The following is a 26,729-nucleotide window of genomic DNA, read 5'->3' on the forward strand; positions in this document are numbered from 1 at the left end:
TAGAGAGAGTTGTAGTTTAATATATAATCTTAATTCATAAATTGAGACTATATCAATCCAATATTACTGGTTGCAGTTTACTTACCAGGGCAAATACTGTATTTAGCATAACTACAGCAAGTTCGAATAATGAAAACCGAACGATCGATGTTCGTGTTTCCATCCACCGTAACCTCTCATCTGGACCGCTGACGACGGAATTGGTGAATTCGATCACAATACCCGCCGAAAAGCCCATGCTGTGTAGACTATCCAATTTCCGGGCGTCCCGATCTGGTTAAGATCAATAGGAATGATGAGCTCCAAAGTAAATTATATAATGGTCGGTTAGAACTATCATTAGCATGAGAAGCTTCGATGAGACGGACCTCGAGATTCTTCGCCTACTGGCCGAAGACGGTCGACGCCCATTTAACGAAGTCGCAAACGCGGTTGACCTCTCGGCTCCCGCTGTTTCCGACCGGATCAGCAAGCTTGAGGAACAGGGGATTATTCGCCAGTTTACCATCGACATCGACCGCTCACAGCTACGGCGGAGCCTCCCAATTCTCGTCACCCTTTCCGTTCGCCCGGAATGCTTCGACATCATCAAACAGCAGTTGGCGACGATCCCCGAGGTGGAACACATTTACGCGACGATCAGCTCCGACTTCATCTTTTACGCGAACGTACCAGAGAACAACCCACGAGAGTGGATTGTCACACAGTTCGATCAATCGATGATCCTTGAGTATGAAGTGACGCTGCTGACGGAAACCGACCGCTCGTTCACGCTTAGCGGGACCGAATTCGCCCTCTCCTGTGCCGAGTGCGGCAACACCGTCACCAGTGAGGGCGTCGTAACGCGGGTCGATGGCGAGCTGAAACAGTTCTGCTGTACCTCCTGCGAGAATCGCTTTACCGAACGCCAAGACCGGTTACGCCCGCAATCCGAATCCTGAGACGGTCTCGCTCGTAACGACTCGTTCACCGCGTCGCGAACGCCGGTAACCGAAGTATTACGCTGTCTCGTGTTCTGTCATAACAAGATTAATGCTCGATAGCCGACCTCATTAACCACTATGCCTATCAAAAGTAATTTGTCGATTTCGCCTACGATTCTAAAGTATTATCTCTACAAATCGACAAAGGCTGTCGAGTTCTACCGCCCTATCATGTACCTCTATTTTCTCTCACAGGGGCTCTCATTTACGCAGGTCGTAATCCTCGAGGCCGCGTACAACCTGACCACCCTGTTGGGCGAGGTGCCGACCGGTTACGTGAGCGACCGGTTCGGTCGCCGACCGTCGTTACTGATCGGGTCGGTACTCATCACAGCGACTCTCGTTGCGATCGGTTTCGCGAACTCGTTTCTCGAGTTACTGGTACTGTTCGTCACCTGGTCGATGGGCTATAACTTCCGGTCCGGGAGCGAGGACGCGTGGCTGTACGACAGTCTGACTGACCTGGACCGAAGCGATCACTTTCCTCACGTTCGTGGACGGGGCGAAGCGCTCGCGCTCGCTATTGGCGCCGGTGCGTCAGTCATCGGTGGCTACATCGGCGGGATAAACCTCGCGTATCCGTTCTTTCTCGCCGCGGGGGTGATGGCTATCGGCATTGCCGTCGTGTTTACGATGCCCGAGCCGAAGAGCTACCAACGCGCTACTACCGATCGATTACGGTTTCGGGAATCGGTGAATCTGATTAAAAAGACCATCGGAATCCGCCAGATTAGAGCGTTCGTCCTGTACTACTTTGTTCTCTTTGCAGCGGTCCTATACGTCACCTCGATATTCCTCCAGCCTGTCTTCGAAACGGCCGTCCTCGAGTTAGGCGCCTCGCAGTCGACCGTCGAGCCGCTTCTCGGCTGGTTCTACGCGATTGTGAGCCTCGTATCCGGCGGGTTGAGCTATCACACCGGTCGAATTTACGAGACCGTCGGCGTCAAAGGCTGGTTCGCCACGGTCCCGTTTCTCGTCGGTACGGGGTTAGTGGCACTCTGGTTCGCACCAGTACTCGCCATCCCGGTCCTTCTGGGCGCGCGTAGCGTCGTTGAAACATCGCGCTCGCTCGCGATCCAGCACGTCAATATCCACGTCGGAACGACCGGCCGTGCCTCCGTGTTGAGCGCGATGGCGATGGTCAGCTCGGTCACCGTGATCCCGTTCCAGCTCGGAAGCGGCGTCATCTCGGACGTGACGAGCCCGATTCTGGCCCTCTCTCTGGCCGGTCTCGTCCTCATAGCTGGCTCGGGGGCATTGCTCGCGTTGAGTTCGCCGCTTCGAAGTGACGACACGGTAGCCAAGATTTCGTCGGACTAACGGCTCACGGGCCTCGTTAGAACGACGAATCATCTCGCCTACTTGCTCCCTCGAACGAAGCCGTGAACCGGGGTAACATTATTCACGGCTGCCGGCGTAGCCCACTCCATGCGGTTCGTCATCATCGGCGCCGGTCGGGTCGGCCTCCGCACTGCGCGCGTCTTACGTGAGGAGGGCCACGAGGTAACGCTGGTCGAGTACGACGAGGCGAAGGTCCGCCGTGCGCGCGGGCAAGACTTCGAGGTCGTCCAGGGCGACGGCTCCCGCGAGGAGGTCCTCGAGGAAGCGGGGGTCCGTCGAGCCGACGCCCTCGGGGCATTGACGGGCGACCTGAACGTCAACTTCGCGGCCTGTATGATCGCCAAACACCACGGCTGTCGGACGATCATGCGCATCGACGAGGACTACCGCGAGGAGATCTACCGCAAGTACGCCGACGAGGTCGACGACGTGATCTACCCCGAGCGGCTGGGCGCGATGGGCGCGAAGAACGCGCTCCTGGGCGGGACGATCCGGGCCATCGCGGACATCGCCCAGCACCTCCAGGTCGTCGAGTTGACGATCACCGACGAAGCCCCGGTTCGGGGGTACACGATCAGCGAACTCCAGCTGCCGGCCAACGCAACCCTGCTCGCGTTCGGCAAGGCGGGCCACCAGCTCGCGATTCCGACCGAGGACGAGTCGCTCGAGACCGGCGACCGCCTGGTCGTCCTGGCGGATTTCGACGTGTTGAGCGACGTCAGGCAAATTCTCGTGGGCGAGTCACCGGATCGGGCGGTGTCCGCCGACGGCGGAATTGTCGATCGGGCCCCGGGTGCAGCGAGCGACGGCGAACACGACGGAGGCAACTAGTATGGTCACTGCGTTCATCATGATCAAGGCGAATACAGGCGAGGCGGATCGACTCAGGGATAGCGTCGAAGCGATCGAGGGCGTCGAATCGGCGCACATCGTCGCGGGCGACGTCGACATCATCGCGAAGGCGCGCGTCGAGACGCCCGCTGCGGTGAAGGACATCTCCGCGACGCGGATTCAGGGCATTCAGGGCGTCGAGGACACCCAGACGTACATCGCGATGGACTGATCGGTAGTCTCGAGTTGCCAGGCGATCGGTTCGACCTCAGTGATTTATGCTGTTTTGTCCCGTGAAACCCGTATGCAAGAGTTCGACTTTCTCGTCGTTGGATCGGGCTCGGGCCTCGACGTGGCGAACGCAGCCGTCAACCAGGGACAGTCCGTTGCCGTGGTCGAAAAGGGGCGTCTCGGCGGAACGTGTCTCAATCGTGGCTGCATCCCCTCGAAGATGTTGCTCTATCACGCCGACGTCCTCGAGACGATCGAGTCCGCCGGCGAGTTCGGAATCGATGCGAGCGTCGACGACGTCGACTTCGCCGGTATCGTCCACGAGGTCAACGAAGACGTGAAAGCGGACGCCGAATCGATCCGTCGCGGCCTGCGCTCCTCACCAGATCACGCGCTGTTCGAGGCCGAGGGACGGTTCGTCGACGACCGAACGCTCGAGATCTCCGGCGGCGAGGATGACGGCGAACGCCTCCGGGCCGACACGATCCTCATCGCGGCTGGGACTCGCCCGACAATCCCGCCGATCGAGGGCATTCAGGACGTCGAGTACCTGACCAGTACCGAGGCGCTGCGCCTCGAGAGTCCACCGGAACACCTGGTGATCGTCGGAGGAGGGTACGTCGCGGCCGAACTTGGGCACTTCTTCGACACGTTCGGCAGCGACGTGACGATCGTCGGGAGGCGGCCGTTGCTCCTCCCCGAGGCCGACGACGAGGTCGCCGAGGCGTTCACCGACCGATTCGACGACCGGTTCACCGTCTACACCGGCCACGAGGCGACCGCCGTCTCGGCCTCCGACGGTCAGATCACCGTCGAGGCGAAGCCCTACGAGTACGGCGATGGACTCCTCGAGGACGCTCAGCCGGTGACCGCCACCGGCGACGCGCTGTTGGTCGCCGCCGGTCGCCGACCGAACACGGACACCCTGAACCTCGAGGAGACGGGCGTCGAGACGGACGCTCGAGGCTTCGTCGAGACCGACGAGTACCTGCGGACGGACGCCGAGGGCGTCTGGGCGCTCGGCGACATCGTCGGCGAGTTCCTGCTGAAACACAGCGCGAACCACGAAGCCCAGGCGGTCGCCCGCAACCTATTCGGAGACGAGCTTCAGCCGGTGGATTACGACGCGATGCCGTTCGCCGTCTTCACGTCCCCCGAAGTCGCCGGTGTCGGCGCTCGTGAGGCCGACCTCCGAGACGACGGTCGGGAGTACGCGACGAACACGTACCGCTACGAGGACACCGCCCGCGGCGCGGCGATGAAAGCCGAGGGGTTCGTGAAGGTGCTCATCGATCCCGAGGGAACGATCCTGGGGTGTCACATCGTGGGGCCGGACGCCTCGACGCTGATCCAGGAGGTCGTCGTCGCGATGAAGTCCGGTTCGGGGACGATTCAGGACGTTCGGAGTGCGGTCCACGTTCATCCGGCGCTCCCCGAGGTCGTCCAGCGCGCGTTTACCGGGCAGTTCAGTCGGGGTAACAGCCACGATCACGACGACCATTCCGGCCATCATCACGATCACGGCGACGATGATCAGCACGACCCCGACCACCAGCACGATCACGGCAACGATCACCAGCACTGACGCCCGTATCCGCCGAGTGACAGCTCTCGAGAAGCGACCGCAGGGACCGCACGTTCGAGACTCGAAGTCGCTCGAGCGTCAGTGCTCGAGTTCCTGCACGTCGTGGTCGGTGAGAAAGTCCTCGAGCCAGGCGCGCTGGTCCTCGACTCGGGGCGTCGGCTCGTCGTAGACGGGTTCGAACACGTCCGACGGGTCGGGTGCCGGCGCCTCCTCGGCCGTCTCGACGGCCGCCTCGACCTCGGCCTCGACGTCCTCGCGGACCGACTCGACGACGTCGTCGTCGAGGACGCCCTGCTCGCGGAGGTACGCTTCGTAGCGCTCGAGCGGGTCCGCGGTGCGCCACTCGGGGAGGTCCTCGCGGTCGTCACGGTAGCGCGAGGGGTCGTCGCTGGTCGTGTGGGCACCCTGGCGGTAGGTCAGGCTCTCGACGAGGATCGGTTCGCCGTCGCGGGCGCGCTCGAGGGCGCGCTTCGTGACGCCCAGGACGGCCAGCGGGTCGTTCCCGTCGACCTGGACGCCGGCGAAGCCGTAGGCTTCGGCCTTCTGGGCGATGGTGGCGCTCGCGGTCTGTTTCTCCCGGGGAAGCGAAATCGCCCAGTCGTTGTTCTCACAAAAGAAGACGGTTGGTGACTCGAAGACGCCCGCGAAGTTGAGCCCCTCGTGGAAGTCGCCCTCGCTCGTGGCGCCGTCGCCGAAGTAACAGAGGACGGCCTCGTCGGACGTGCGGTAGTTCGCGGCCATTCCCAGCCCCGCCGCGTGGGGAATCTGGGTCGCGATGGGGACTGCCTGCGGGAACACGTTGAGGTCGTGGTTCGAGGCGTACTCGGGGTGGCCCCGCCGAAAGAGGAAGATGTCGCTCATCGGGACGCCGTGGGCGATCTGGAGGGCGTTCGAGCGGTAGGTGGGGACGACCCAGTCGTCCTCGCCGAGGGCGTGGGCGGCCCCCACCTGCGAGGCCTCCTGGCCCTTGTAGGGCGGGTAGCCGCTCATCCAGCCCCGGCGCTGGAGGGCCAGCGCCCGCTCGTCGAAGCGTCGCGTCCGGACCAGGTCCCGGTAACACGCGAGCGCCTCCGTCTCGCCAAACGGCGTCTCCTCGAGGTCGTACTCCCCGATGATTCGGTGCATGGCGGGTGGGTCACCCGGAGCGGTGAAAGTGGTTCTGGTTCCGACGCGTTCGCCGCGAGTCCAGGTCGACAGGGAAAAGAGCCCCCGGCCGATACTCGAGGTATGGTGTCGCCCCTTGACGCGATCGGGCTCCTCGTCATCGTCGGCGTCCACACGCTGTTTGCCGCCGTCTCGACCCGGTTTTTCAGGATTCGACTCGAGACCGACTGGGGGACACTCGTCTACGTCACGCTCGTTATTCCCGTCGTGCTGTTCGTCTCGCTGCTGGTCCTCTCCGGCCCGCTGGGACTGGGGCCGAATCTCGGCTCGGCGGTGACGGCGTTCGTCGTCGCCATCGCCCTGCCGACCGTACTGGGGTATACGATCGACGTATTCTGGATGCCACACCCGGAGGAAGTCGAGTTGCCGGACACCGCTGAGTGACGTCCCCGTCGAATCGTCGAACCTGCAGTGCGATCAGCGCGCGTCCGCCTCGAGGCGATCCGCCAACACCGACTCGACGGCCTCGAGGACGTCCTCCGGCGGCTGGCTGGCGTCGACCCGGACGAATCGATCGGGTTCGTTCTCGAGCAGGCGTTCGTAGTTCGTCCGCACCTGCGAGAGGTAGGCGGCGTGTTCGAACTTGTTCGTCGCGCCCGCACGAGCGGCGGCCGTCTCCGGATCGAGGTCGAGGTAGATCGTCAGGTCGGGGTCAATCGTGAACGCCCGGTGGATGCCCACGATGTACTCCATCGGGCGGGTGATCCGCCCCTCGAGGGTGGCTCCCTGGTAGGCGTAGCGCGAGTCAGAGTACCGATCGGAGATCACGAGGTTACCCGCCTCGAGAGCCGGTTCGATCACGCGCGAGAGGTGGTCGGCGTGGTCGGCAGTGTACAGGAAGAGTTCCGCGAGCGGGTCGGCATCGTCGTCCTCGATCGAGCGGTAGACGGCCTCGCCGTACCAGGATCCGGTCTCGCCCGACGTCGGTTCCCGGGTGAACGTCGCGTCGGGATAGACGTCGTGGAGCGCTTCCCAGACCGTCGTCTTGCCGGTGCCGTCCAGTCCCTCGAGCGTGACCAACATACACGAATATCCTGCCGTGGGGTACAATTATGTGTCGGCGGCAGGTCATTGCTCGAGACCGCGCCGCACGCCGACGGTACGCTGAAAGGCCGTACTTATAAGCCGTCCGACATCCTTTCTCGAACCATGAACGTACTGGTCGCCGGCGGAACCGGCTTCATCGGCACGAACCTGTGTCGCGAGTTGCGAGACCGCGGCCACGACGTGACCGCCCTCGCTCGAGAGCCGAACCCCGACTCGGTCCCGGAGGGCGTCGCAACTGCGGTAGGCGACGTGAGCGCGTACGACTCGATCGTCGAGACGGTCGCCGATCACGACGCCGTCGTCAACCTCGTCTCGCTCTCGGTGCTGTATCAGCCGCCGAGCGGAACGAGCCACGAGGAGGTCCACTTCGGTGGGACGAAGAACCTCCTGACCGCGGCCGAGGAGGGAGGCGTGCGACGGTTCGTCCAGATGAGTAACATGGGAGCGGATCCGACCAGCGAGGTCGCCTTCTTCCGCGCGAAAGGAATGGCAGAGGACGCCGTTCGCGAGTCCGACCTCGAGTGGACCATCTTCTGTCCATCCGTCGTCTTCGGCGATGGCGGCGAGTTCGTCGAGTTCACGAAGAAGCTGACGACTCCCTACCTCACGTTCCTGCCCGGCGGGGGAGACACGCCCTTCCAGCCGATCTGGGTCGGCGACCTGGTATCCATGATAGCTGACTCGCTCGAGGACGACCGCCACGTCGGCAAGCGCTACGAGATCGGCGGTCCCGACGTATTCACGCTGAAAGAAGTGACAGAATTGGCCTACAAGGCGGAGGGGCGATCGGTGACTGTCCTCCCGGTTCCGATGGCGCTGGCGAAACTGGGATCCGTTCTCGCCGGACCGGTGCCATTCGTCCCGTTCGGACCGGATCAGGTTCGGTCGCTCAAGCTCGACGATACCGTCGCGGACAACGACGTGACGGCCTTCGACCGAACCGAGGACGACCTGCGGACGCTCGAGGACTACCTCGGGCTTTCGGGGTCGGGGTCAGGATCGGGGTCGTCAGCATCGAGTCACCGATCTGAAGCCGCCTGATGGCCACCGACCACCAGCGTGGCCACAGCCCGGTGATCGTTCCGTCGGGGCCGACCTCGAGTTATTTCGCCGCCGGTTCGGCCGGGAGCCCTGGCATCGTCATCACGTCTCCGGTGAGCGGACGACGAATCCCGGCCCGCAGTGGTGCTCGAGATTCGTCGGCTCGAGGCCGAGGTCTGCCGCAATGTCCTCGATGGGACGATACGTCGCGGCGTTGGAGACCTCGGCGTCGCTGGGTATCGCTACGATCGGTGGATCCCTCCTGGCCGTAGGGGAGACTCGACCAGCCAAAGCGGTAACATAGGTGGCTGATTGTTACGGCTAGGAACGGCATACTGCGGCGACGTGAGGCGAGTTTCGACGTGCGGAGCGACCCTCCCCTCAGTTCAAATAATCGACCAGTATAGAAGTTTCACAGCGACGTTCTCGACGCACCCACACCGACGCAGTCTATCAATTCTCGGCGACTTTCAGGGGTGTGAGACTTTCAGACTAACACAAAGTTTATATCCCTCATCGCACTGTTTTCGAGTCAACGGAGCCCCCTACTAACAATGAAGCTGGCGATGATTGGATTCGGACAGGCCGGTGGGAAGGTTGTCGATCGATTTCTCGATTACGACGACCGGACCAACAGCGGAATCGTCCGTGCGGCGATCGCTGTAAACTCCGCGAAGGCGGACCTCATCGGACTCGAGAATATACCCCAGGAGAATCGCGTGCTCATCGGCCAGGCCCGGGTAAAGGGCCACGGCGTGGGCGCAGACAACGAACTCGGCGCGGAAATCGCCGAGGAAGACATCGACGAGGTGCAAAACGCCGTCGACGCCATCCCGACTCACGAGGTCGACGCGTTCCTCGTCGTCTCGGGCATGGGCGGCGGCACGGGTTCGGGCGGCGCGCCTGTCCTCGCGAAGCACCTCAAACGTATCTACACGATCCCCGTCTACGGTCTGGGCATCCTGCCCGGGACGGACGAGGGTGGCATCTACACGCTGAACGCCGCCCGCTCGTTCCAGACGTTCGTCCGCGAGGTCGACAACCTGCTCGTCTTCGACAACGACTCCTGGCGACAGACCGGCGAGTCCGTCGAGGGCGGCTACGACCAGATCAACGAGGAGATCGTCCGTCGCTTCGGCATCCTCTTCGGTGCCGGCGAGGTCGGCGAAGGCCAGGAAGTCGCCGAGAGCGTCGTCGACTCCTCGGAGATCATCAACACCCTCTCGGGTGGCGGCGTCTCGACGGTCGGGTACGCCTCCGAGGACGTCGAACTCAACACCAGTGGTGGGCTCCTCTCTCGATTTACCGGCGGTGGCGCCGGCGCCGACGACGGCCTCGACGCAGCAAACACGACCAACCGAATCACGAGCCTCGTCCGCAAGGCCGCCCTCGGCCGCCTGACGCTGCCCTGCGAGATCGAGGGCGCCGAGCGCGCCCTGCTCGTCCTCTCCGGCCCCAGCGAGTATCTGAACCGGAAAGGCATCGAACGCGGGCGGAAGTGGCTCGAGGAGGAAACCGGCAGCATGGAGGTCCGCGGCGGGGACTACCCCCAGAACGTCCCCGAAGTGTCGGCGGCGATCTTGCTCTCTGGCGTGACGAACGTCCCGCGAATCAAGCGCCTTCAGCAGGTGGCCATCGAGGCCCAGGACAACATGGAGGACATCGAGTCCCAGAGCAAGGAGAACCTCGAGACCCTCGTCGAGGACGACGAGGACGAACTCGAGCCGCTGTTCTGAGCTGACCGGCTACGTTTTCGTTTCGTGGGTCGACGGTTTCGGTGTGTTCGACGTGAACGACGCGTTCGTCCCGCTCGACCCGTTCGACACGTTCGACCCCTACAGATCGACCTCGAGCGACAGCCGTCGACTGACCACTCTCTGACGACCGGCCGTATTCCTTCGAGCCGGGTCCGAGTGTTCGACAGGAAGGCTGCGCGGCTCGACGCCGACTCCGAGGCGCTTTTACTCCCCGGTTCGAAAGAGTCGACGAATGCAGGTCGTCGTCCCGTTCGCCGAGGAATCTCCCAAATCTCGCCTCGCGCCCGTCCTCGAGCGCGAGGAGCGGCGGCGACTCGCCCGAGCGATGCTCGCCGACGTCTGCTCGACGCTCCGGGCGGTGGGTCGAGACCCGACGATTCTCGCGACGGAGCCGCTTTCGGAATCGACGCTGGACGTGCTCGACGATCCCGACGTGAACGTGATCGTCGACGACCGAGCGCTCACGCCAGCGGTCAACGCCGTCCTCGAGTCCGTTGACGACACGGTCGCGGTCGTCATGGCTGATCTCGCGCTCGCGACGCCCACGGCCCTCGAGATGCTATTCGAGACGTCCGGTGACGTGGTCGTCGCCCCAGGACGCGGCGGCGGCACCAACGCGCTCGTCGTTCGTCACCCCGCATTTCGCACGGACTACCACGGCGCGTCCATTCTCGACCACCGGGAGCAGGCCCGCGAGATCAGGGCGTCCCTCGAGACGGTCGACTCCTTCCGGCTGGCGACCGACGTCGACGAGCCGACGGATCTGGTCGAGGGATGGCTCCACGGCGGCGGCCACACGCGAGCGGCGCTCGAGGCGTTCGGCTTCGACCTCGAGACGACCGAGGGGCGGGTTCGGCTGGTCCGGTAGACCGAGTGGGTGCTCGCTTCGATCGACGTCGCCCGGTCATCGACAAAGTGAAGCGTTTTAGGCCGGGGACGACTCCCTCCAGATGAGAGCCGATGATACCGGGTGCTGCGGAGTACGACGTCGAACTGTCGATCGCCGAATCCGAGGTCGAGCGCCTGCTCGAGGTGACGCCGAGCGACGTCGAACCTGCTCCCGAACTCTCGTTCTGCCGGAACGTGTTCGTCCCGCTCACGACGGCCTGCCGGTACACCTGCACCTACTGTACGTACTTCGATCCGCCGGGGCAGGCGTCGCTTCTCTCGCTCGAGGAGGTCCGCGACATCTGCAAACGAGGGGCGGACGCCGGCTGTACCGAGGCGCTGTTCACGTTCGGTGACGACCCCGACGACCGGTACACGCGGATTCACGACCAGCTCGCCGACTGGGGCTACGACTCGATCCACGAGTACCTGCGGGCGGCCTGCGAGGTCGCCCTCGAGGAGGGACTGCTCCCACACTCGAATCCCGGCGACCAGACGCTCGAGCAGATGGCCGAGGTGGCGGACGTGAATGCCAGCATGGGCGTGATGCTCGAGACGACGGCCGACGTGGACGCCCACGCAGGACCGCGCCGGAAGGAACCCGGCCAGCGCCTGGCGACGATCCGAAACGCGGGCGAACTCGACGTAGCGTTCACGACCGGGATCCTGGTGGGCATCGGGGAGTCCTGGCGCGACCGCGCAGAGAGCCTGCTCGCGATCCGCGAGTTACACGAGCGCTACGATCACGTCCAGGAGGTGATCGTCCAGCCCGTCGCGAACAACGAGCGCTGGACGGACGGATCGCCCGACCTCGAGACGATGCGCCGGGTGACGGCGATGGCGCGAGTCGCCCTCCCCGAGGAGGTGTCAGTTCAGGTGCCCCCGAACCTCGCGCCTGCCCAGAATCTGGTCGACTGTGGCATCGACGATCTCGGCGGCGTCTCGCCGGTGACCGACGACCACATCAACCCGGACTACGCCTGGCCCGCGCTGGACGAACTCGAGGCCGTCGCCGAGTACGCCGGCGTTCCGCTCCGCGAGCGGATGCCGGTCTACGAGCGATTCCTCCCTGCCGGGCTACGAAGTGCCGATTTCGACGGGGTTCTGGCCAACGGCGTCGACGGCGTCAGCGGGGGAACGCAACAGGCGAGCGTCGCTGACGGTCGAGCGTGGCTCTCGCCGACGATTCGGCGAGCCCTCGAGGCCGACGACGACGCCGGGCGGCGCTTTCGAGCGACGCTCGAGTAGCCCGCCGGTTCCGAGGATGCTGTTTACTCGAAACCGAGTTCGAGGACAGCGCTGTCAGCAACGGTGACCGGTGTGACTGGGTTTTATGTACGAGTATAACTAATTGAGTAGTATGGCAACAGTCAGCGCCTGCCCGAAGTGCGGTTCCAGTTCGCTCGACCTCGAACAGCGCGGCTTCGCGTGTGACGATTGCGACTGGGTCGCCTGTCCAGAGTACCTGATGGAAGTGTAGGCGCCGCGTCGGTGGCGATTACTCGGCCGGTAGCGAGCAGGTTTCTTCGTAGCTCGCGTCACGAACCGATTCGATAGCGGGTGTTTCACCACAGAGTGGGCAATCCGGGTTGTGCCTGATTTCGACGGTCTCGAAGGTCATGCCCATCGCGTCGTACAGCAGAAGTCGTCCCTCGAGCGTCTCGCCCGTCTCGAGGAGGAGTTTCACGACCTCGGTCGCCTGGATGCAGCCGACGGTCCCTGGAAGGACGCCAAGCACGCCGGTCGTCGCGCAGTCGGGAACCGTGCCGGGTTCGGGGGCTTCCGGGAAGAGGCAGCGGTAACACGGCGGCGTCGATTCCGTCTCCGCGCCGCGGTTCCGGTTGTCGAACGTCGTGATCTGTCCCTCGAATCGGTAAATCGCGCCGTGAGAGAGCGGCGTTCCCGTCAGGACGCAGTGGTCGTTGAGGAGGTACCGGGTCGCGAAGTTGTCGCTGGCATCGAGGACGACGTCGTAGTCAGCGACCAGGTCCGCGACGTTCGCCGGCGTGAGCCGCTGTTCGTGTTTCTCGACGGTTACGTCCGGGTTGAGTTGCGCGACGTAGTCGGCCGCACTGTCCACCTTCGGCCGGCCCACGTCGTCGTCGCCGTGGATAATCTGGCGCTGGAGATTCGATCGCTCGACGATGTCGTCGTCGACGATGCCGAGCCGGCCGACGCCCGCCGCGGCGAGGTACTGGATAGCCGGCGATCCGAGGCCACCCGCTCCGACGACTAGGACCGACCCCTCGAGCAGCCGTTGCTGGCCCTCGGGGCCGACTTCGTCCATGATGACGTGTCTCGAGTAGCGGTCGAGTTGGGTGGGATCGAGGCGAAGGTCGCTCATACCCCCCACTTCGAACGGGAGCGAGAAAAGTCCGCGGGGCCCGCACGCGTCGTCGCTCTCGAGTGTGACTGATAATGACTGTCACTACCCGATGCTTTATGTGCGTGTGTGGTGTGCTGTAACATGACTATGGCATCATCACCCAACGGTGCCGGAGACGACGTTTTCGACCAGTTCCTCGCCGACAACGGCCACTCTACGGAGCGAACGGGCTGGAAACGTGATTACAACAAGAAACAGTGTCCGGACTGCGGCGGCCTCCACGATACGTCCGCGACGACCTGTACCGTCTGTGGGTGGGATCCACGACCGTAACCAGGATCCGGATCCGAACCGCTATTTTCGCCGAACTGTAGTCGTCCGAGGCAATTATCACCGTCCGGTGTGCGTACCGCGACCGTACGCGGTGACGCTGAGCGGTGATCGCGATACGCACCGCGGTGCCGTGGTATCGCGCTATTCTCTCTCGACCCTCATAATTTCATATATTCATAGTCGATAGAATTATTACGACGTGTTGCTGACGGAGAGACGAGGGATCATCAATGCCGAAATGCCAGAACTGCGGTGCGTTCGTGACGGACGCCTATGCGAGAGTGTTTACCCCTCGGAACGTCGACAATCCGCGCGTCTGTCCGGAGTGTACGGACAAGATACGTGACGGTGCGGAGATTCGTCAGGCACGGTCGCCCCGGAATAATTGAATCACGTTTCCGAGATCGTCCCCGGAATCGCCCTCTCTACTCCCTCCCCCGGAACAACTACCGGAATTTCCCGGAGGATCCTGTCGGCGAACCGCACCGAGACTCTGTAGTCTCGAGTTCGACGAGAAAGCGAACGTACCGTGGTTCGTCGACTCGTCAAATATTCGCCCGTTCGTCGGATGAAACCCACGTGACTTATAGGAGTTGCGTCCCTGATATGGTACAATGGCTACAACGGAGACGGATGCGGATGCTGAGGCGGGGGCGCACGTCACTCGTCTGTTCGGCGGCCCCGGCAGCGGGAAAACGACGGCACTCCTCGATCACGTCGAAGAGATTCTCGAAGCAGACGACGTGACGTTTCGTGACATCCTGGTCGTCTCCTACACGCGAGCGGCCGCCCAGGAGATTCGAGAACGGCTGGCCGAGCGCCTCGACGAGAGCCCACGCGCCCTCCAGGGCAACGTCTGTACGATGCACGCCAAGGCGTACAACCTGCTCGACCTCTCTCGCGGCGACGTCATCGGCGAGAAGGACAAAGAGGAGTTCTGCGAGGACTACGGCCTCGAGTACGAGGACGAATACAGCGGCGCCGGACGGCGTACCGCACGGTCGACGACCATCGGGAACAAGATCATCGCGACGAGTCAGTGGCTCCAGCGCACCCGCCGCGACGTCGCCGACTGGTACGACGTGCCCTTCCAGTGGGACGTCGAGGAAGTTCGCCTCCCGCCCGAGATCGACCCGAACGCCCAGGAGGGGAACAAGTACACGCCGACGTGGCCCTCCGACGACGACCGGATCGACGTCCCCGAGGCGATCCGCGCCTGGCGCAACTACAAGGGACAGGAGGGTAAGATCGGCTTCGCGGACATGCTCGAGCGAGTGAAACAGCGCTCGCTCATCCCGAACGTCGACTACCTGATCATCGACGAGTTCCAGGACATCACGACCCTGCAGTACGACGTCTACGAGGAGTGGAAACCCCACGTTAAGCGCGTCCTGATCGCCGGCGACGACGACCAGGTCGTCTACTCCTGGCAGGGAGCCGACCCCGCGCTCTTGCTCGAGGAGGAGGTCGACGAGGACATCATCCTCCCGAACTCCTACCGGCTACCGTCGAACGTCCTCAACGCGGTCAACCAGGAGATTCGCCACATCGAGGTTCGCCAGGACAAGGACCTCAATCCGCGCAAGGAGGGTGGCCTCGTCGAGGCCTACCAGAACCGGTCGATGCTCGACCTGGTTCGAATGGTCCGCCAGACGCTGGTCGAGGACGACGGGACGATCATGTTGCTCTTCCGGGCGCGCTACCAGATGTTCCAGTTCATCGACGAGTTCATCACCGAGGGGATCCCCTTCACCGCGCTGACCGACCAGCGCATGTGGACCGATCGACTCACCCAGTACGTCCGCGCCATCGAGGCGATCGACGCGGACGAAGACGTCACCGGTCTCCAGGCCCGGCGCCTCGCCGACATGCTCATGGACTCGGCGTTCGGCACAAACGAGCGCGATGCCCTCTTCGACGAGATCGACGAGCGTCAGGAAGAGTCGGGCATCGACGACCTCGAGGAACTCATGATCCCGGTCGACGTGATTAGAGACTACGCCCCGTTCCTCCCCGATCCGGCCTCGGCCTCGGACATGGTTCGGAAGGTGACGAACTTTCAGAAGAAGTCGATCAAGGCCTACTTCGCCATCGGCACCTACCAGGGGATGGCCACCGACCAGGTTCGCGTCGGCACGATCCACTCAGCGAAAGGGCGCGAGGCCGACCACGTCTTCGTCGGCACCGACCTCACCGAGAAAGTGGTCGAGCAGATGGTTGCCACGGTCGACGACCCCGAGGACGTCCCTGGCATCGAGGAGTTCACCAAGACCAGTTCGCCCGTGCCCGTCCTGACGGACAACGAGCGCCGCGTCTTCTACGTCGGCATGTCCCGCGCCCGGGAACGCCTCGTTCTCCTCGAGAACCTGGTCGACGGCGCACCGACGCTCTCGATCGACGTCCTGCTCAACAATCGCCAGACTGGGGCCGACCTCGAGGAACTCGTCGAGCAAGCCCAGCTGTCAGAGGCCGAGCGACTCGACGGCGAGGGTGAGGTCGACCCAGACGCCGATGCCGACGTCGACGTCGACGAAGCCGAAGTCGAAGCGCCGTGACCGAACGGGCATCACACCCGACGGCAACCGACGAGGCGATACGAACGCGGGTGAGAGACACTATTCGAACGCGCCTCGAGGACCGCTCGGCGAGGGCGTTCGTTCACTGTGGTCCGGTTCGTGATCCTTTGATCCGATACTGTCTGTTTGCCAACGGTGACGGCGCTCGAGAATCGGACGCGAACTCGAATCCGAGCACGCTCGCGACCGCAAACGGGAGGGCGAAACATGTCGATTCGACGCCAACAGCGAACGCGCTGACAACGAACGCACCGATTGCTGTCGGAACAACGGTCGCGGTCGCGATCACCGTCGACCGCGAGCACGAGCCCGAACGCGAGCACTGGTACCTCGAGACGGCGAGCCGGAAGCAGCAGGCGAACGGAGCGACCCACCCCGCGGAAGCCGTGGCGAAGGCGATTTCGCCGGCACACGGAGACGAAGAGGGCGGCGAACGCGTCCTGACACCGGCCACGATTCCACACGACGCCGCCTGCTACCTCGAACGGGCCGGGTTTACCCTTGCCTCGAGCGACATCCTGTCGGCACTGCGAGCGACCAAAGACGACGGCGAACTGGCGGCGCTCGAGCGCGCCCAGACGGCCGCTCGTGACGGCCTCGAGCGAGCGAGGTCGATGCTGGCGACGGCGACGGTCGTGAGGGGTGATGGTGATTCCGAGGCGAAATGCGACGGCCTGCGAACGCGAACGCGAACGGAAACGGGAACGAAAACGGAAACAGGAACACACTCGCTCGAGCGTGGGGCCGAGAGAGCGGATGAGGGTAAGGGTGAACCCCCCACACCAGCCGACATCTCTAGCGCCGTCGACCGGGCCGTTCTCGACGCCGGATGCCGACCAGTGTCGACGGCCGTGAGGGGTGAGAATCTACTACCGGTCGATCGCCCAATCGAGATCGACACCCTGGTTCGGACGCCGTCGGGCTACTACGGCCGTCTCGTTCGAACCCTCGTCGTCGATCCGGACGGTGGAGCCGAACGGCGAGCACACGTCGCGCTCACCCACGCCTTCCGGTCGGTGCGAACGATGGCCGGCGCCGGCGAGTACACGGTCTCCGCCCTCGAGGCCGACCTCGAGGCGGAAATTCGCGCGTTCGGGTTCGGCGAGTCGGACGCGATCGACGTTCAGGTGACGGGGATCGGACTCGAGCCTCGAGAGCGGCCGATCGGCAGCGGTGAGTCAGTCGCCGTCGGGACCACGATCTGTGTCGATGCGGCGGTGGGGACGGACGCCGGACGCGTTCGCCTCGCGGACGTTCTGGTTCGAACCGAAGACGACGCACAGTGGCTCTCGCCGGCCTCGTGGTCGATGCGGCCCTCGAGCGAGTAGTGGTTTCGTGGTGGTTGTGGCTCGTGGTAGTGGGTCGACATCCGACACTCATGAACCGTGAGTCGGCACCCCTGATTCGGCAGGGATGAATCGAGAACCGTGAACAGCAAATCGTGAACCGTGACTCTCCTGAGACTGAGCGCTGGCTACGGCCACAGGACGGGGGTCACTCCGGCCGAAAGAGCCGATAGGATCCCTGTCCGGTCGCGACTTCTCGCGTCTCCCCGTCCGGCGTCGTGCTCGCGACGGTCACCTCGCTCACGCCGACGCTGCTTCCCGCTCTGACGATCTCCGCCGTCGCCTCGAGGTCGCCCGTCGCCGGCCGGAGATAGTTTACGTTGAGATTGATTGTCGCCGAACCCGCCTCGAGGGGCTTCTCGAAGGTGGTGTGAAAGACGAGGCCGCCGACGGTGTCGACGAGCGTCGCGGCGACGCCGCCGTGAATGTCCGGGCGGCGGTCGCTCCCGTCGGCCCGTGCCGGCCGCGTATTCGTCAACTTCTCGTCGTAGGGGATGGCCATGCACATCCGTCCCTCGGAGACGTCCTCGACCGTCGTTCCCAGCCACGAGAGGAACTCGTGGTTCTCGTCGATGTACCCTTGCAGAACGGTGGCGATATCGTCGTAGGACGCAGTCATACCCTCGAGTGGGAAAGCCAGCGATTTGGTTCCTGCGTTTGTGCGTTTGTCCGGTCGGGATCATTTCTATGCGTTCTCCGTCCACCGAGAGTGCCGTCTACTCGCACATCCTCCACAGGTGCCGGCCCCTCGAGTAGCGACCGCGTTGTCACGCTCTATCCGGGGTTTCCGTCTGATTCTCTCTCCAATGCACAAAAACACGAACTATCAATAGGACTCAGTGTAGCCCTCTACGTAATGCGAATCGTTTCCAAACTGGTCTCCAGGATCGGAGGTAGGCGGACGATCCTGTATCTCGGCGGCTTCTACGCGGCGGTCGCCGCCGGATTTCCGCTGACGTACGCCTTCGAGCTACGATTGCTCGACGACGTGATCACTATCTCGATTCTGTCAGGATTGGCCGGGTTGACGCTTCTCTACGGTGGGTACCAGCTACCGAACACCGACATCAGGCCCGACGCGTACGAGAGCGTAGCCAAATGGTGTCTTCGCGCGATCGGGGCGATACTCGCTATCTTGCTGTTCGTCCACGTCGTTTCGGGTCTCAGCGACGTCGTCGCGAACCTCCTCATCCTCACGTCGCTCGCCGCGACTGCCGGACTCGGGATGGGATACCACGATGGACGGGCGAAGACCCGAACGCTGGACGCGCGGGAACGCCGACGCGAAGCCGAACGCTACAGCCAGGAACTCGAGCGCTACAAGACGATCGTCGAAACCGTCAACGACGGTATCTTCGTCGTCGATGACGACGGGTACTTCCTGCTGGTCAACGACACCTACGCCGAGATGGTCGGGTACTCCCGCGATGAACTCGTTGGGTCGCACTCCTCGATGCTCATAGAGGACTCGGACGCGGACCCGGAGGTCCTGATGGAACGGGCGAAACGGGACGTCGAGGACGAATCGGACGACCGACTCTCCTACGAGATGGCGCTCGAGACTGCCTCCGGAGAGACGGTCGACGTCGAGTGGACGATTTCACCGCTTCCGGGCGAGAACGGCGACCGGGACCTCGCCGGCGTCGTCCGCGACGTCACCGAACGAAACCGGCGGAAGCGACAACTCGAGAAACAGAACGAACGCCTCGAGAGCTTCGCGGGGATGGTCGCTCACGAGCTCCGAAATCCCGTCTCGATCGGGCAGATCTACAGCCGGGAACTCTCAGCAGACGAGAATCCGGAGGCACACGACTACGTCACCGAGGCCTTCGACCGTATCGAAGACATCATCGAGATCATGCTCGTGCTCACCCAGGGACGAAGCGTCCACGCCGAGCGCACGCCCATGGAACTCGCAGCGGTCGCCCACGAGGCGTGGGACGAGATCGATGGCGGCGAGGCGACCATCGACATCGAGACCGACCGGACGGCGGTAATCGACGAGACGTACGTCCAGCACCTCTTTCGAAATCTCTTCGAAAACGCCATCGAACACGGCGGCAGCGACGTCACGATTACGGTCGGCGATCTCCCGACCGGGTTTTACGTCGCCGACGACGGGGTCGGCATCACCGAAAGCGAGCGCGAGGAGATCTTCAAGACGGGGTACACGACGGCCGGCGACCACGGTGGGATGGGCCTCGGGCTCACGTTTGTCCAGGAACTGGTCGACGCCTACGGCTGGGAGTGTTCGGTGACCGACAGCGAATCCGGCGGCGCTCGATTCGAGTTCGAGAACGTCACCGAGGTCGAGTCCGTCACCAACTGAGTGTCTCCCGCCCGCTGCGACACTCACTCGCGCTCGCCCACGGTCTCGACTACGAACAGAGTGCACGACCCTCGAATGGCTGTGACTCAATTCCGGATCAGGCGGGCGCGTCGACCACGTTAGCGTCCGCATCGAGTCGGTGCAGCGCGACCGTGAACGTACTCGAGCGTCGAGCGTCCTCCACGGGGGCGAGACGCCAGGTTTCTTTCCGGTCGCCTGCGGTAGGCTAGACTCGTCACAGATGGTGATACTGGTGGGCCTCGTCGAGGGCAAGACGAGGAGCGAGACGAGCTCAGTCGGTCCAGGAACGGTCTACTCGGCTAAAGAAGCAGCGCGGGGCTAACAATGATGTGGTAGCTGGTTCGCAGTGAGGGCGACGTTGGCAACGACAAACCCCCTCCCCGCGCTGATAGATAGTTATCCTCGAGCGTCGTAATCGTATCGGCCGAGTTGGACCATCTTCACACTCGCTCGAGCCCCAGTACCGACAGTGTGGCGAAACCGCCGTCCAGAGGTTGTTGATGGGACCTATCATCCGATTCTCGGTGTTTTCGGTGGTGTCATCGTCGATCTCGTCCTCGAGGATGCGTGCCAGATACTCCTCAGTCACGAACACGTGCTCGGTCATTGCTCGAGTGATGACGTATTCGCCGGAAGTTCAGCAGTGATGACGTGAATAGGTAACCTGGCTGTGATCGTTAGTGAACTCGCTCGAGAGTGACAGAGTTATCGAGACGTTAGTCCGCATCCCGTATTTCTTCTACCCACTGTGGCGTCTCGAGAGAGACGTTATTCGACGTGTAGTCGTACGAGATTCCCCTCGTAAACGATTCATCGGTAGTCCAGCGTGTTTGGAGATACTCTGCGTAGGTTTCCGCTTCGGGAGTGATGGTGTACGAGACGTCGGCAGCGGTGACGGTGTACGAATCTGGATCGACCCGTACCTGTCCACTCGAGTCCGTAATTCGGTATCCACCGTCGAACCATCCATTCCGGGGTTCGTAGATATATTCCCCAGGTAATTTCTGCACACGTTCATAGTTGGTGCTTCGAAGGTTATCCACGACGACCGGAGCGGTCATTTTGACAGTGATTTCGCAATCGCCAGTGTTCTCCTATCGAGTAACGAAAACGACGCCCTCTCCGTCGCGGTCGACGCGAAGTATGTGTTGGCCCTCACGCTCTTCGATTCTCTCGAGGATTTGACCGACATCAATCTCATCAGGATATTTACTTCGCGTATAGACTGCTTCACAAGGTCCAGCCTGATATGAAACACTTTGCACATTCTGTACAGTGAGAGATTGATATCGTGCACCGTCCTCGACGACGGCTTCCTCCAAAACCAGATAATCGTCGCCGTCAATGGTTATCGCGCCAGAAACGTGGTACTCGCCGCCCTCGCCAGCAGTGAACTGCTCGTCTTTCACCGCATGTGGTTCCGACGTGCTGAACGGATACGCCACCGATAGAACAAGTGCCAGACAGACAACTCCCAGGAGGCCAACGATGGCGCCTGCAGTTCGACGTTTCACCTCTGACACGACATGTGAGAAAGTAATAACTCTTGTGTCGAGATGGGCGTCAAATTATCTCTGTGAGCAGACGTTCAATTCCGTCCTCAAAACGCCATCTACGAGTTCGATACCCCCGCCTCGTCCCCGGTGTGGACGACCGCGCTCGTGGTTGCTGACGTCGATTCGTTTCTGACGATCGGTTGGGGTGGATAGAATCTCACTGCATCGTGATGCAATCGAGCGACGTATCGAAGAAGAGTTCCTCAATGCACACATGGTCACAAAACTAGTCGCCGAAGGTGGGTTCGTGGGGGTAGATGTTGAGGTCGTGGATAAGGGAGAACTGGATGTCTACAACCAACGTGGAAAGCCGGAACGCATTCGGATCAAAGAATAGCCCATGTCACGTTATGGTAGCCTCATCGCACCCGAATACGTTACGGCATTCATCACCGACCTGTACACAGAAGTCGCGTATTCAGATGCCGGTCGAGAATCGAGAGCAGGCTGCAGAAGAGACCAGCAGTCCAGACGATGGTCGAGCTCTCACACCTTCACTGGGTCTATTCTCGGCGGGGTGTACGCTCTCGTTTTCGTAGGCGCACTGGTCCTGCTCGAGTGGTGGTACGTCGACATCCTCGACGTGCCTGCGGAATTCGGCCTCTACGTGCCAGCTATTATCGCCGCTGCGATCGTTAGGTAGTTGGATCACTTTCTATCGAAACCATGTCCGATTACAAGATGGCCAAGCACGACACAGAACACAGCCCAAAAGCATCCCCACACTGTTGATCGATATTCTTGTGTACCTGATTTCCCTCGTCGTGTTGCTTCCAGTCGTCCTCTTCACACTGTTCATCAACCTCCTGGTACCTGACGGTCAGGTATCGACGTACTGGCGTTCCCATTCACGCCGGTCTTGGATGCGGCCCTTGCCACTGTCTGTGATCGCGTAGGAGTTGGTGCGGCGGTCCAGTTGCCCTTTCTCCACCAGCTCCTTGTTGACCAGTGTATCCAGATTCGGGTAGAGCCGGCCATGATTGATCTCGGCGTTGTAGTACTGCTCTACTTCCTCCTTTACATCCTGGCCGGACGGTTGGTTGGCGCCGGCAATCACGTACAGCAGGTCGCGCTGAAACCCGGTGAGATCATCCATCGTGGAAACACACGGTCTGTTCTACTGACCGGTTCATTGTTATCTCGGTTGTACACCCGCGTTGGTCCCCGTTAACGGACATACCGTCGCAAAGGTGCAGTCGTTGTCGTCCCCAAGAACAGTCCCCATGAGATGCGGACCGAATACACACCACCAGATCAAGTACACGAGAAAACGGCGAATGACTTCACGCGGGAGGAAACCCTGTCACTCGACCAACGAAGATGGGGCATCGATGACGTTCCCGAGAGCATCCATCTGCTGGGTTTCGATTTCTGCTCGAGCGGGGTCGATTGATGTCCCGATAAGGATACGAGGAAAGGTTCATAACCCTATTCCGCCCCGTCTGTGCTGCTACCCCCGATTTGAGCTAGAATCACACTCATTGAAGCGAAGCACGTATGGTGGCACATAGTCACCCCCACGACTCCAACTGCAACCGTGATCCGCCGATGCGGGGACCGGGAAGACGCGCTCATCTTCGCAACGATCCTGTATTGTCTCGCTATTTGACCCATCTTGGCCGACCGCGGGTTCGCGCTTCTCGCGATAGCTCTCGGCCTCGGCCTCGTTATACCCGTGATCTTGTCACTCTCAAGTTCAATCCGCCGGATCCGTGACGTGCACAGGTGACAGCGATAGCGACGATAACGCAACGTGGCCAGGTCCCTCGTGCGAACCGAGAACCTCGACGAGAGAGTTTACGTTCGAAGCCGCACCGATTCCGCTGCTATCCATGCTTCGTGGTTTGCATGGGCGATACTCTCAAGACAATACATTTCAAATCTGGTGACACTGCAGGGACATGCCGACGATCAATAAATACGTGGATGGGGATGGGTACTATATTCTAGCACGTCCCTCCGGTGCTGGGAATATTACGTACAAGATTAAACACGAAGGAAATCCAGTTGTCTGGAAACATGGGCTGAGAGATGGTGATGAGATTTCGTGGTCAACGATCCAGTCGTTCAAAACACTCGGAATCATTTACACGGACCAGTCGGGGACGCTTGGACCGGACGATTTCAGACCGGATCCCGATCAACTGGAGAAGACGGAGTTACCTGAGTCTGAGGCGGAGGAACTGTTCTCGATTATTACGACACAGTTTGATCTCTCACCGGAGGAGCGTGCAGAGATCCGGTCAATCCTCGGGTTGCCACCGGAACAGGACTTTGAGTTGATCGGAGACCATATCAGGGCGTATCTGGAAGACTATGTGGACAGTGAGGGACTTACTGTTCGACCCGACCGGATGGTAACGGACGCTGCAGAGGTGGATATTTCGACCTGGGTGAACGAGACTGGCTCAGAGGACTTCGATACGTGGGAACTCCATCTTCTGATTCTTACTGAGGATGGTGATGAAGCATATTTCACTGATCACTGTATCCATCTATGTGAAAAGCATGGGCTGGAGCGGTGGCATATTCGGATTCTGGAGCAGCCATCATGGGAAATAAAGCGGGTTGCAATCGAGCAACGCAGCGTGATCTTCCCGCGGTTGCTTGATGAACTCCGTGCTGTCCAGTTTGATCTTGGCAATCCATCTGAGATGTTGGCGCCACTAGTCGAACCTGCTGAAAGCGGATCTGCATAATAAGCAACCCACATTTTATCGTTTTCCACAGGCTGACCGGTACCACGGTAACTGAGTAACTGGATGAGGGATAACCCCCCCCCCCCCTATTCAGCAGGCCAATTTTGGCAGCAATTAAAAATATTGAAGGTGGTTCCGATAACTGCCCTGTACTGAGTGATCACCACTTTCGTAGATCGGTTACAATCTCGTGCCACATTTGCACTATATATTCCGCAGATTCTATCCCTCGACTACTGGAGAGAAGTGACGCGGACTACGAGTTACGCTACTAATGCCCATCAGTTGATCACGTATAAGGCGACAGCACGAGCAAAATCGGGCTGAACGTCAGAGTTTTTCACCTGTACGAGTTCCCCTTCATGAAGCGTCGTTCGTCCGGGATGGACAACGGGAATGGATGGTGGCGACCCACGTGTTTCACACCGTCTCTTCCATTGTTCCTCTCGGGGCTCGTCTCGATCACGCCCTCATCGCTGTTTTTCGTGAGATCGGGGTTGTGAGTCGGGGGTGTGCCTCTAAACCGGTTCGTCGTCCATCGTCTTCACGATATAGCGGCCGGATCGGAGTCCCCGTCCTCCGTACACGGGAATCGTGGATTCGTCGGCTGCGTCGCCCTCGATCGGACGTACCGTCACCTCCGTTGGCGTTGCATCGACGATCCGCAGCAGGTCGTTGGCTTTCGTATCGTGGAGGATTCGTCCTTCGAGTTCGTCACCCGCCAACTCCTCGGGAGCACCGTCGGTTTCAGATGTGTCATCCATTGTGGCCACAGTTGCAGGGGTTTCGAGAACTGGTTAATAAAACTACCATTCGAGTCGATAGTCAACGTTTGCCTCGCCACCCGAGCGTGTTGTGTCTCCACCATGACGACCTGGTTATATGGCTTCCGTGTGTAACAATTGGTTCTACCCTGTGTGCGTGTAATAAGCAACGTCGCCGAAATCTACGACATTATCCAGCACGTCAGTAACATCTGTGACGCGGATGTGTTTCGTGACCTGCTGGAGGTGCCGAACGCGCCCGATAGTACCCTCAAGAAACTCTGCCGCGGGAAAATGGCACATCCGCAAGAATGTGAGAGGTGTGCCTCTCCCGGATGGATGACGGCTTCACCCTCGAAACATGGACTTACTACGCGTACCCGGCGGCTACTAACTTGCGTGTCTCGTCCACCAGTGCGTCGATGTCGAGGGTTTCCCCTGCACGGCACGTGATTCGAACTCCGGGACGATCTCCTCGCAGGTTCGTCGCCTTGACGTCTTCTTCGGCGGTTCCGAGCCTGTGGGCGACCTCCTCTACGTTCACGTTCTCGAGTGGGATGTCGTAGATATCTACGTGAAAGAGCGTCCGCTTCGTACGAATCGCGATCCGACGTTTTCGATCCTGCTTGAACGAGAGATAATGCTTCTGTCCCCATTCCGGCCCATCTAGCCGGTCAATGTCTTCGAGGGCCTCTGCAACCTCCTCGAGTAGCTCGGCCGTTTCTTCGTTCGACCGTTCGTTGAGATGCCAATCGCGTCCGTCCTCTTTCCACGGCTCTTCCGAGGTATCCGGGCTGACGTCGGTCACGGTGTGCTCCGGGACGGGAATCGTCTGTTCGGCGTCGAGATAGAGTCGATCCCCATCGGCGAGGAGTTCGAATTCGACGACGGTGACGTCTATGCCTCGGTCACTGAGCCATCGAAGCACGATGTCGAGCCGTTCGCGAATCGCTTCGCCGACCAGCAGGATCCGTTGATCCTGGTTGAGGGTGTAGTCCTCGTTACAGAACTCGTCGAGAACCTCCGTGAATCTCGTTTCCTCGTCGTAGAGCGTCTTTCCCCAGTTCGTCGATCGAAATTTCTCGAACTGATCTCGAAGTTTATCATAGTCCCAGTGTGACGAGTACGACGCGTATTTGAGGCCCTGAAAGTCCACGGTTCCCTGTAACGATCCCCGCTTCAGTTCGATCACGACAACGTTGCCATCGCGATCGATCCCGAGCAGATCGATCGCATCCCCGATACGCTTTACCGAGACTTCTCTGCCGATTATGAGGAACTCTTCGCCGAGAATCGACCGTGGATCGCTGATGATCCACTCTCGAAGGTCATCTTCTCGGAAGCCCCTCTCCGACATCGAGACGGGTTCAAGAGAGGTGATTTCCTTATCGGATCCGATCCGAAGCATGTTTACTAGCTAATGTTGTGAGGCCAATAGATTGCCGATTATTGGTCACAATCGGGTCTATGTCTGGTGGAGATGCCCAGCTAGCCGGTTGTCACACCAGAGTAAATTAAGTCCGAGCGCAATCGAGGGAGCGCCTGCTCTGAGTGACCATACCTCCTAATGAGCGTAAAGAGGTTGTGCCGCCCGTAACGGGGGTACGTCGATCGAGGTCAGCAGCGTCGTTCCGGGGATGCTTCACCAGGAACTCAGATCAGTTCGGCTGGGCGTTGCACCAGCATTATGTTGCTGCACGGAGTGGTTGGCGCTAGCGAATCCCGGGACGGGGGCGACCCGCGTGATGCGACGTAACGAACTCTCCCGCGCGGCGGGGGTGTTCTTTATGAGCACCTCGGCGTCGTCGTGTGACTCCTGGGCGTCACGCAGAAGGATGGGCGCTACAGGATTTGGAACCACTGGGAGAGAACCTGAAACAAAGTTTCAGAACCTCTCCCCTGACTCGCGGT

At 61.1% G+C, this 26,729-nt stretch carries 24 protein-coding genes; 16 read left to right on the top strand and 8 right to left on the bottom strand.

Going from position 1 to position 26,729, the window contains the following annotated elements; genetic code table 11:
* Window positions 1-344 precede the first annotated feature (344 nt).
* The 5 genes from ACFQO4_RS13540 to ACFQO4_RS13560 all read left to right on the top strand — a co-directional run bounded on the left by ACFQO4_RS13540 (window position 345) and on the right by ACFQO4_RS13560 (window position 4,971).
* Window positions 345-941, top strand: coding sequence for a winged helix-turn-helix transcriptional regulator (locus ACFQO4_RS13540; protein ID WP_500261415.1), 597 nt, complete (start codon window positions 345-347; stop codon window positions 939-941).
* A 213-nt stretch (window positions 942-1,154) separates the two neighbouring features.
* A complete protein-coding gene (locus tag ACFQO4_RS13545; protein WP_500261416.1) occupies window positions 1,155-2,303 on the top strand; it encodes an MFS transporter in 1,149 nt (382 codons plus the stop codon).
* Window positions 2,304-2,411: 108 nt separating this feature from the next.
* A complete protein-coding gene (locus ACFQO4_RS13550) occupies window positions 2,412-3,155 on the top strand; it encodes a potassium channel family protein (protein WP_500261417.1) in 744 nt (247 codons plus the stop codon).
* A gap of 1 nt (window position 3,156) precedes the next feature.
* A complete protein-coding gene (locus tag ACFQO4_RS13555; protein WP_500261418.1) occupies window positions 3,157-3,387 on the top strand; it encodes an Lrp/AsnC family transcriptional regulator in 231 nt (76 codons plus the stop codon).
* 72 nt (window positions 3,388-3,459) lie between these two features.
* Window positions 3,460-4,971: a dihydrolipoyl dehydrogenase gene (locus ACFQO4_RS13560; protein WP_500261419.1), complete on the top strand. Its 1,512-nt coding sequence runs from the start codon at window positions 3,460-3,462 to the stop codon at window positions 4,969-4,971.
* Between the two features lie 78 nt (window positions 4,972-5,049).
* Here the strand turns inward: ACFQO4_RS13560 and pdhA are convergent, their stop codons facing one another.
* Entirely contained in the window at window positions 5,050-6,096 is a 1,047-nt protein-coding gene (gene pdhA, locus ACFQO4_RS13565) for a pyruvate dehydrogenase (acetyl-transferring) E1 component subunit alpha (protein WP_500261420.1), read from the bottom strand.
* 102 nt (window positions 6,097-6,198) lie between these two features.
* On the opposite strand from pdhA, the gene ACFQO4_RS13570 reads away from it, so the two are divergent.
* The gene (locus ACFQO4_RS13570; RefSeq protein ID WP_500261421.1) at window positions 6,199-6,519 is read left to right on the top strand and encodes a DUF7991 family protein; all 321 of its coding nucleotides are present in this window, start codon (window positions 6,199-6,201) and stop codon (window positions 6,517-6,519) included.
* 33 nt (window positions 6,520-6,552) lie between these two features.
* On the opposite strand, the gene tmk is transcribed toward ACFQO4_RS13570, so the two are convergent.
* Window positions 6,553-7,158, bottom strand: a complete 606-nt coding sequence (tmk, locus tag ACFQO4_RS13575; protein WP_500261422.1) for a dTMP kinase — start codon at window positions 7,156-7,158, stop codon at window positions 6,553-6,555.
* Window positions 7,159-7,284: 126 nt separating this feature from the next.
* Between tmk and ACFQO4_RS13580 the strand changes: the two genes are divergently transcribed.
* The 4 genes from ACFQO4_RS13580 to cofG all read left to right on the top strand — a co-directional run bounded on the left by ACFQO4_RS13580 (window position 7,285) and on the right by cofG (window position 12,116).
* Complete coding sequence (locus tag ACFQO4_RS13580) at window positions 7,285-8,223, top strand: complex I NDUFA9 subunit family protein (RefSeq protein WP_500261423.1); 939 nt, start codon at window positions 7,285-7,287, stop codon at window positions 8,221-8,223.
* Between the two features lie 554 nt (window positions 8,224-8,777).
* Window positions 8,778-9,959: a tubulin/FtsZ family protein gene (locus ACFQO4_RS13585; protein WP_500261424.1), complete on the top strand. Its 1,182-nt coding sequence runs from the start codon at window positions 8,778-8,780 to the stop codon at window positions 9,957-9,959.
* Window positions 9,960-10,212: 253 nt separating this feature from the next.
* The gene (cofC, locus tag ACFQO4_RS13590) at window positions 10,213-10,848 is read left to right on the top strand and encodes a 2-phospho-L-lactate guanylyltransferase (protein ID WP_500261425.1); all 636 of its coding nucleotides are present in this window, start codon (window positions 10,213-10,215) and stop codon (window positions 10,846-10,848) included.
* A gap of 92 nt (window positions 10,849-10,940) precedes the next feature.
* Window positions 10,941-12,116 (top strand): 7,8-didemethyl-8-hydroxy-5-deazariboflavin synthase subunit CofG, encoded by a 1,176-nt coding sequence (gene cofG, locus ACFQO4_RS13595; RefSeq protein WP_500261426.1) that lies wholly within the window; start codon window positions 10,941-10,943, stop codon window positions 12,114-12,116.
* A 250-nt stretch (window positions 12,117-12,366) separates the two neighbouring features.
* Here the strand turns inward: cofG and ubaA are convergent, their stop codons facing one another.
* Window positions 12,367-13,212, bottom strand: a complete 846-nt coding sequence (gene ubaA / locus ACFQO4_RS13600) for an SAMP-activating enzyme E1 (RefSeq protein WP_500261427.1) — start codon at window positions 13,210-13,212, stop codon at window positions 12,367-12,369.
* Window positions 13,213-13,341: 129 nt separating this feature from the next.
* On the opposite strand from ubaA, the gene ACFQO4_RS13605 reads away from it, so the two are divergent.
* From ACFQO4_RS13605 to ACFQO4_RS13620, 4 genes are all read left to right on the top strand, one after another.
* Window positions 13,342-13,527 carry an HVO_0416 family zinc finger protein gene (locus ACFQO4_RS13605; RefSeq protein WP_254157529.1) on the top strand — a complete coding sequence of 62 codons (186 nt, stop codon included), beginning with the start codon at window positions 13,342-13,344 and terminating at the stop codon, window positions 13,525-13,527.
* A gap of 230 nt (window positions 13,528-13,757) precedes the next feature.
* Window positions 13,758-13,916 carry a DUF7563 family protein gene (locus ACFQO4_RS13610; protein ID WP_500261428.1) on the top strand — a complete coding sequence of 53 codons (159 nt, stop codon included), beginning with the start codon at window positions 13,758-13,760 and terminating at the stop codon, window positions 13,914-13,916.
* 225 nt (window positions 13,917-14,141) lie between these two features.
* The gene (locus ACFQO4_RS13615) at window positions 14,142-16,082 is read left to right on the top strand and encodes a UvrD-helicase domain-containing protein (protein ID WP_500261429.1); all 1,941 of its coding nucleotides are present in this window, start codon (window positions 14,142-14,144) and stop codon (window positions 16,080-16,082) included.
* Window positions 16,079-17,431 carry a M24 family metallopeptidase gene (locus ACFQO4_RS13620; RefSeq protein ID WP_500261430.1) on the top strand — a complete coding sequence of 451 codons (1,353 nt, stop codon included), beginning with the start codon at window positions 16,079-16,081 and terminating at the stop codon, window positions 17,429-17,431. Before ACFQO4_RS13615 ends, ACFQO4_RS13620 begins: the two co-directional genes overlap by 4 nt.
* 166 nt (window positions 17,432-17,597) lie before the next feature.
* Here the strand turns inward: ACFQO4_RS13620 and ACFQO4_RS13625 are convergent, their stop codons facing one another.
* A complete protein-coding gene (locus ACFQO4_RS13625; protein WP_500261431.1) occupies window positions 17,598-18,068 on the bottom strand; it encodes a PaaI family thioesterase in 471 nt (156 codons plus the stop codon).
* 237 nt (window positions 18,069-18,305) lie between these two features.
* On the opposite strand from ACFQO4_RS13625, the gene ACFQO4_RS13630 reads away from it, so the two are divergent.
* A complete protein-coding gene (locus ACFQO4_RS13630; protein ID WP_500261432.1) occupies window positions 18,306-19,778 on the top strand; it encodes a PAS domain S-box protein in 1,473 nt (490 codons plus the stop codon).
* 1,115 nt (window positions 19,779-20,893) lie between these two features.
* On the opposite strand, the gene ACFQO4_RS13635 is transcribed toward ACFQO4_RS13630, so the two are convergent.
* Together ACFQO4_RS13635 and ACFQO4_RS13640 are read right to left on the bottom strand one after the other, a co-directional pair.
* Complete coding sequence (locus tag ACFQO4_RS13635; protein ID WP_500261433.1) at window positions 20,894-21,313, bottom strand: hypothetical protein; 420 nt, start codon at window positions 21,311-21,313, stop codon at window positions 20,894-20,896.
* Between the two features lie 862 nt (window positions 21,314-22,175).
* On the bottom strand, window positions 22,176-22,451 hold the full coding sequence (locus ACFQO4_RS13640; protein WP_500261434.1) for a PadR family transcriptional regulator: 276 nt from the start codon (window positions 22,449-22,451) through the stop codon (window positions 22,176-22,178).
* 805 nt (window positions 22,452-23,256) lie between these two features.
* Between ACFQO4_RS13640 and ACFQO4_RS13645 the strand changes: the two genes are divergently transcribed.
* Entirely contained in the window at window positions 23,257-24,054 is a 798-nt protein-coding gene (locus ACFQO4_RS13645; protein ID WP_500261435.1) for a hypothetical protein, read from the top strand.
* A gap of 518 nt (window positions 24,055-24,572) precedes the next feature.
* On the opposite strand, the gene ACFQO4_RS13650 is transcribed toward ACFQO4_RS13645, so the two are convergent.
* Window positions 24,573-24,818 (bottom strand): hypothetical protein, encoded by a 246-nt coding sequence (locus ACFQO4_RS13650; RefSeq protein WP_500261436.1) that lies wholly within the window; start codon window positions 24,816-24,818, stop codon window positions 24,573-24,575.
* Between the two features lie 370 nt (window positions 24,819-25,188).
* A complete protein-coding gene (locus ACFQO4_RS13655; RefSeq protein ID WP_500261437.1) occupies window positions 25,189-26,175 on the bottom strand; it encodes a hypothetical protein in 987 nt (328 codons plus the stop codon).
* Window positions 26,176-26,729: the final 554 nt, after the last annotated feature.

Source organism: Saliphagus sp. GCM10025334, assembly GCF_042663485.1.
Lineage (GTDB): Archaea > Halobacteriota > Halobacteria > Halobacteriales > Natrialbaceae > Natronosalvus.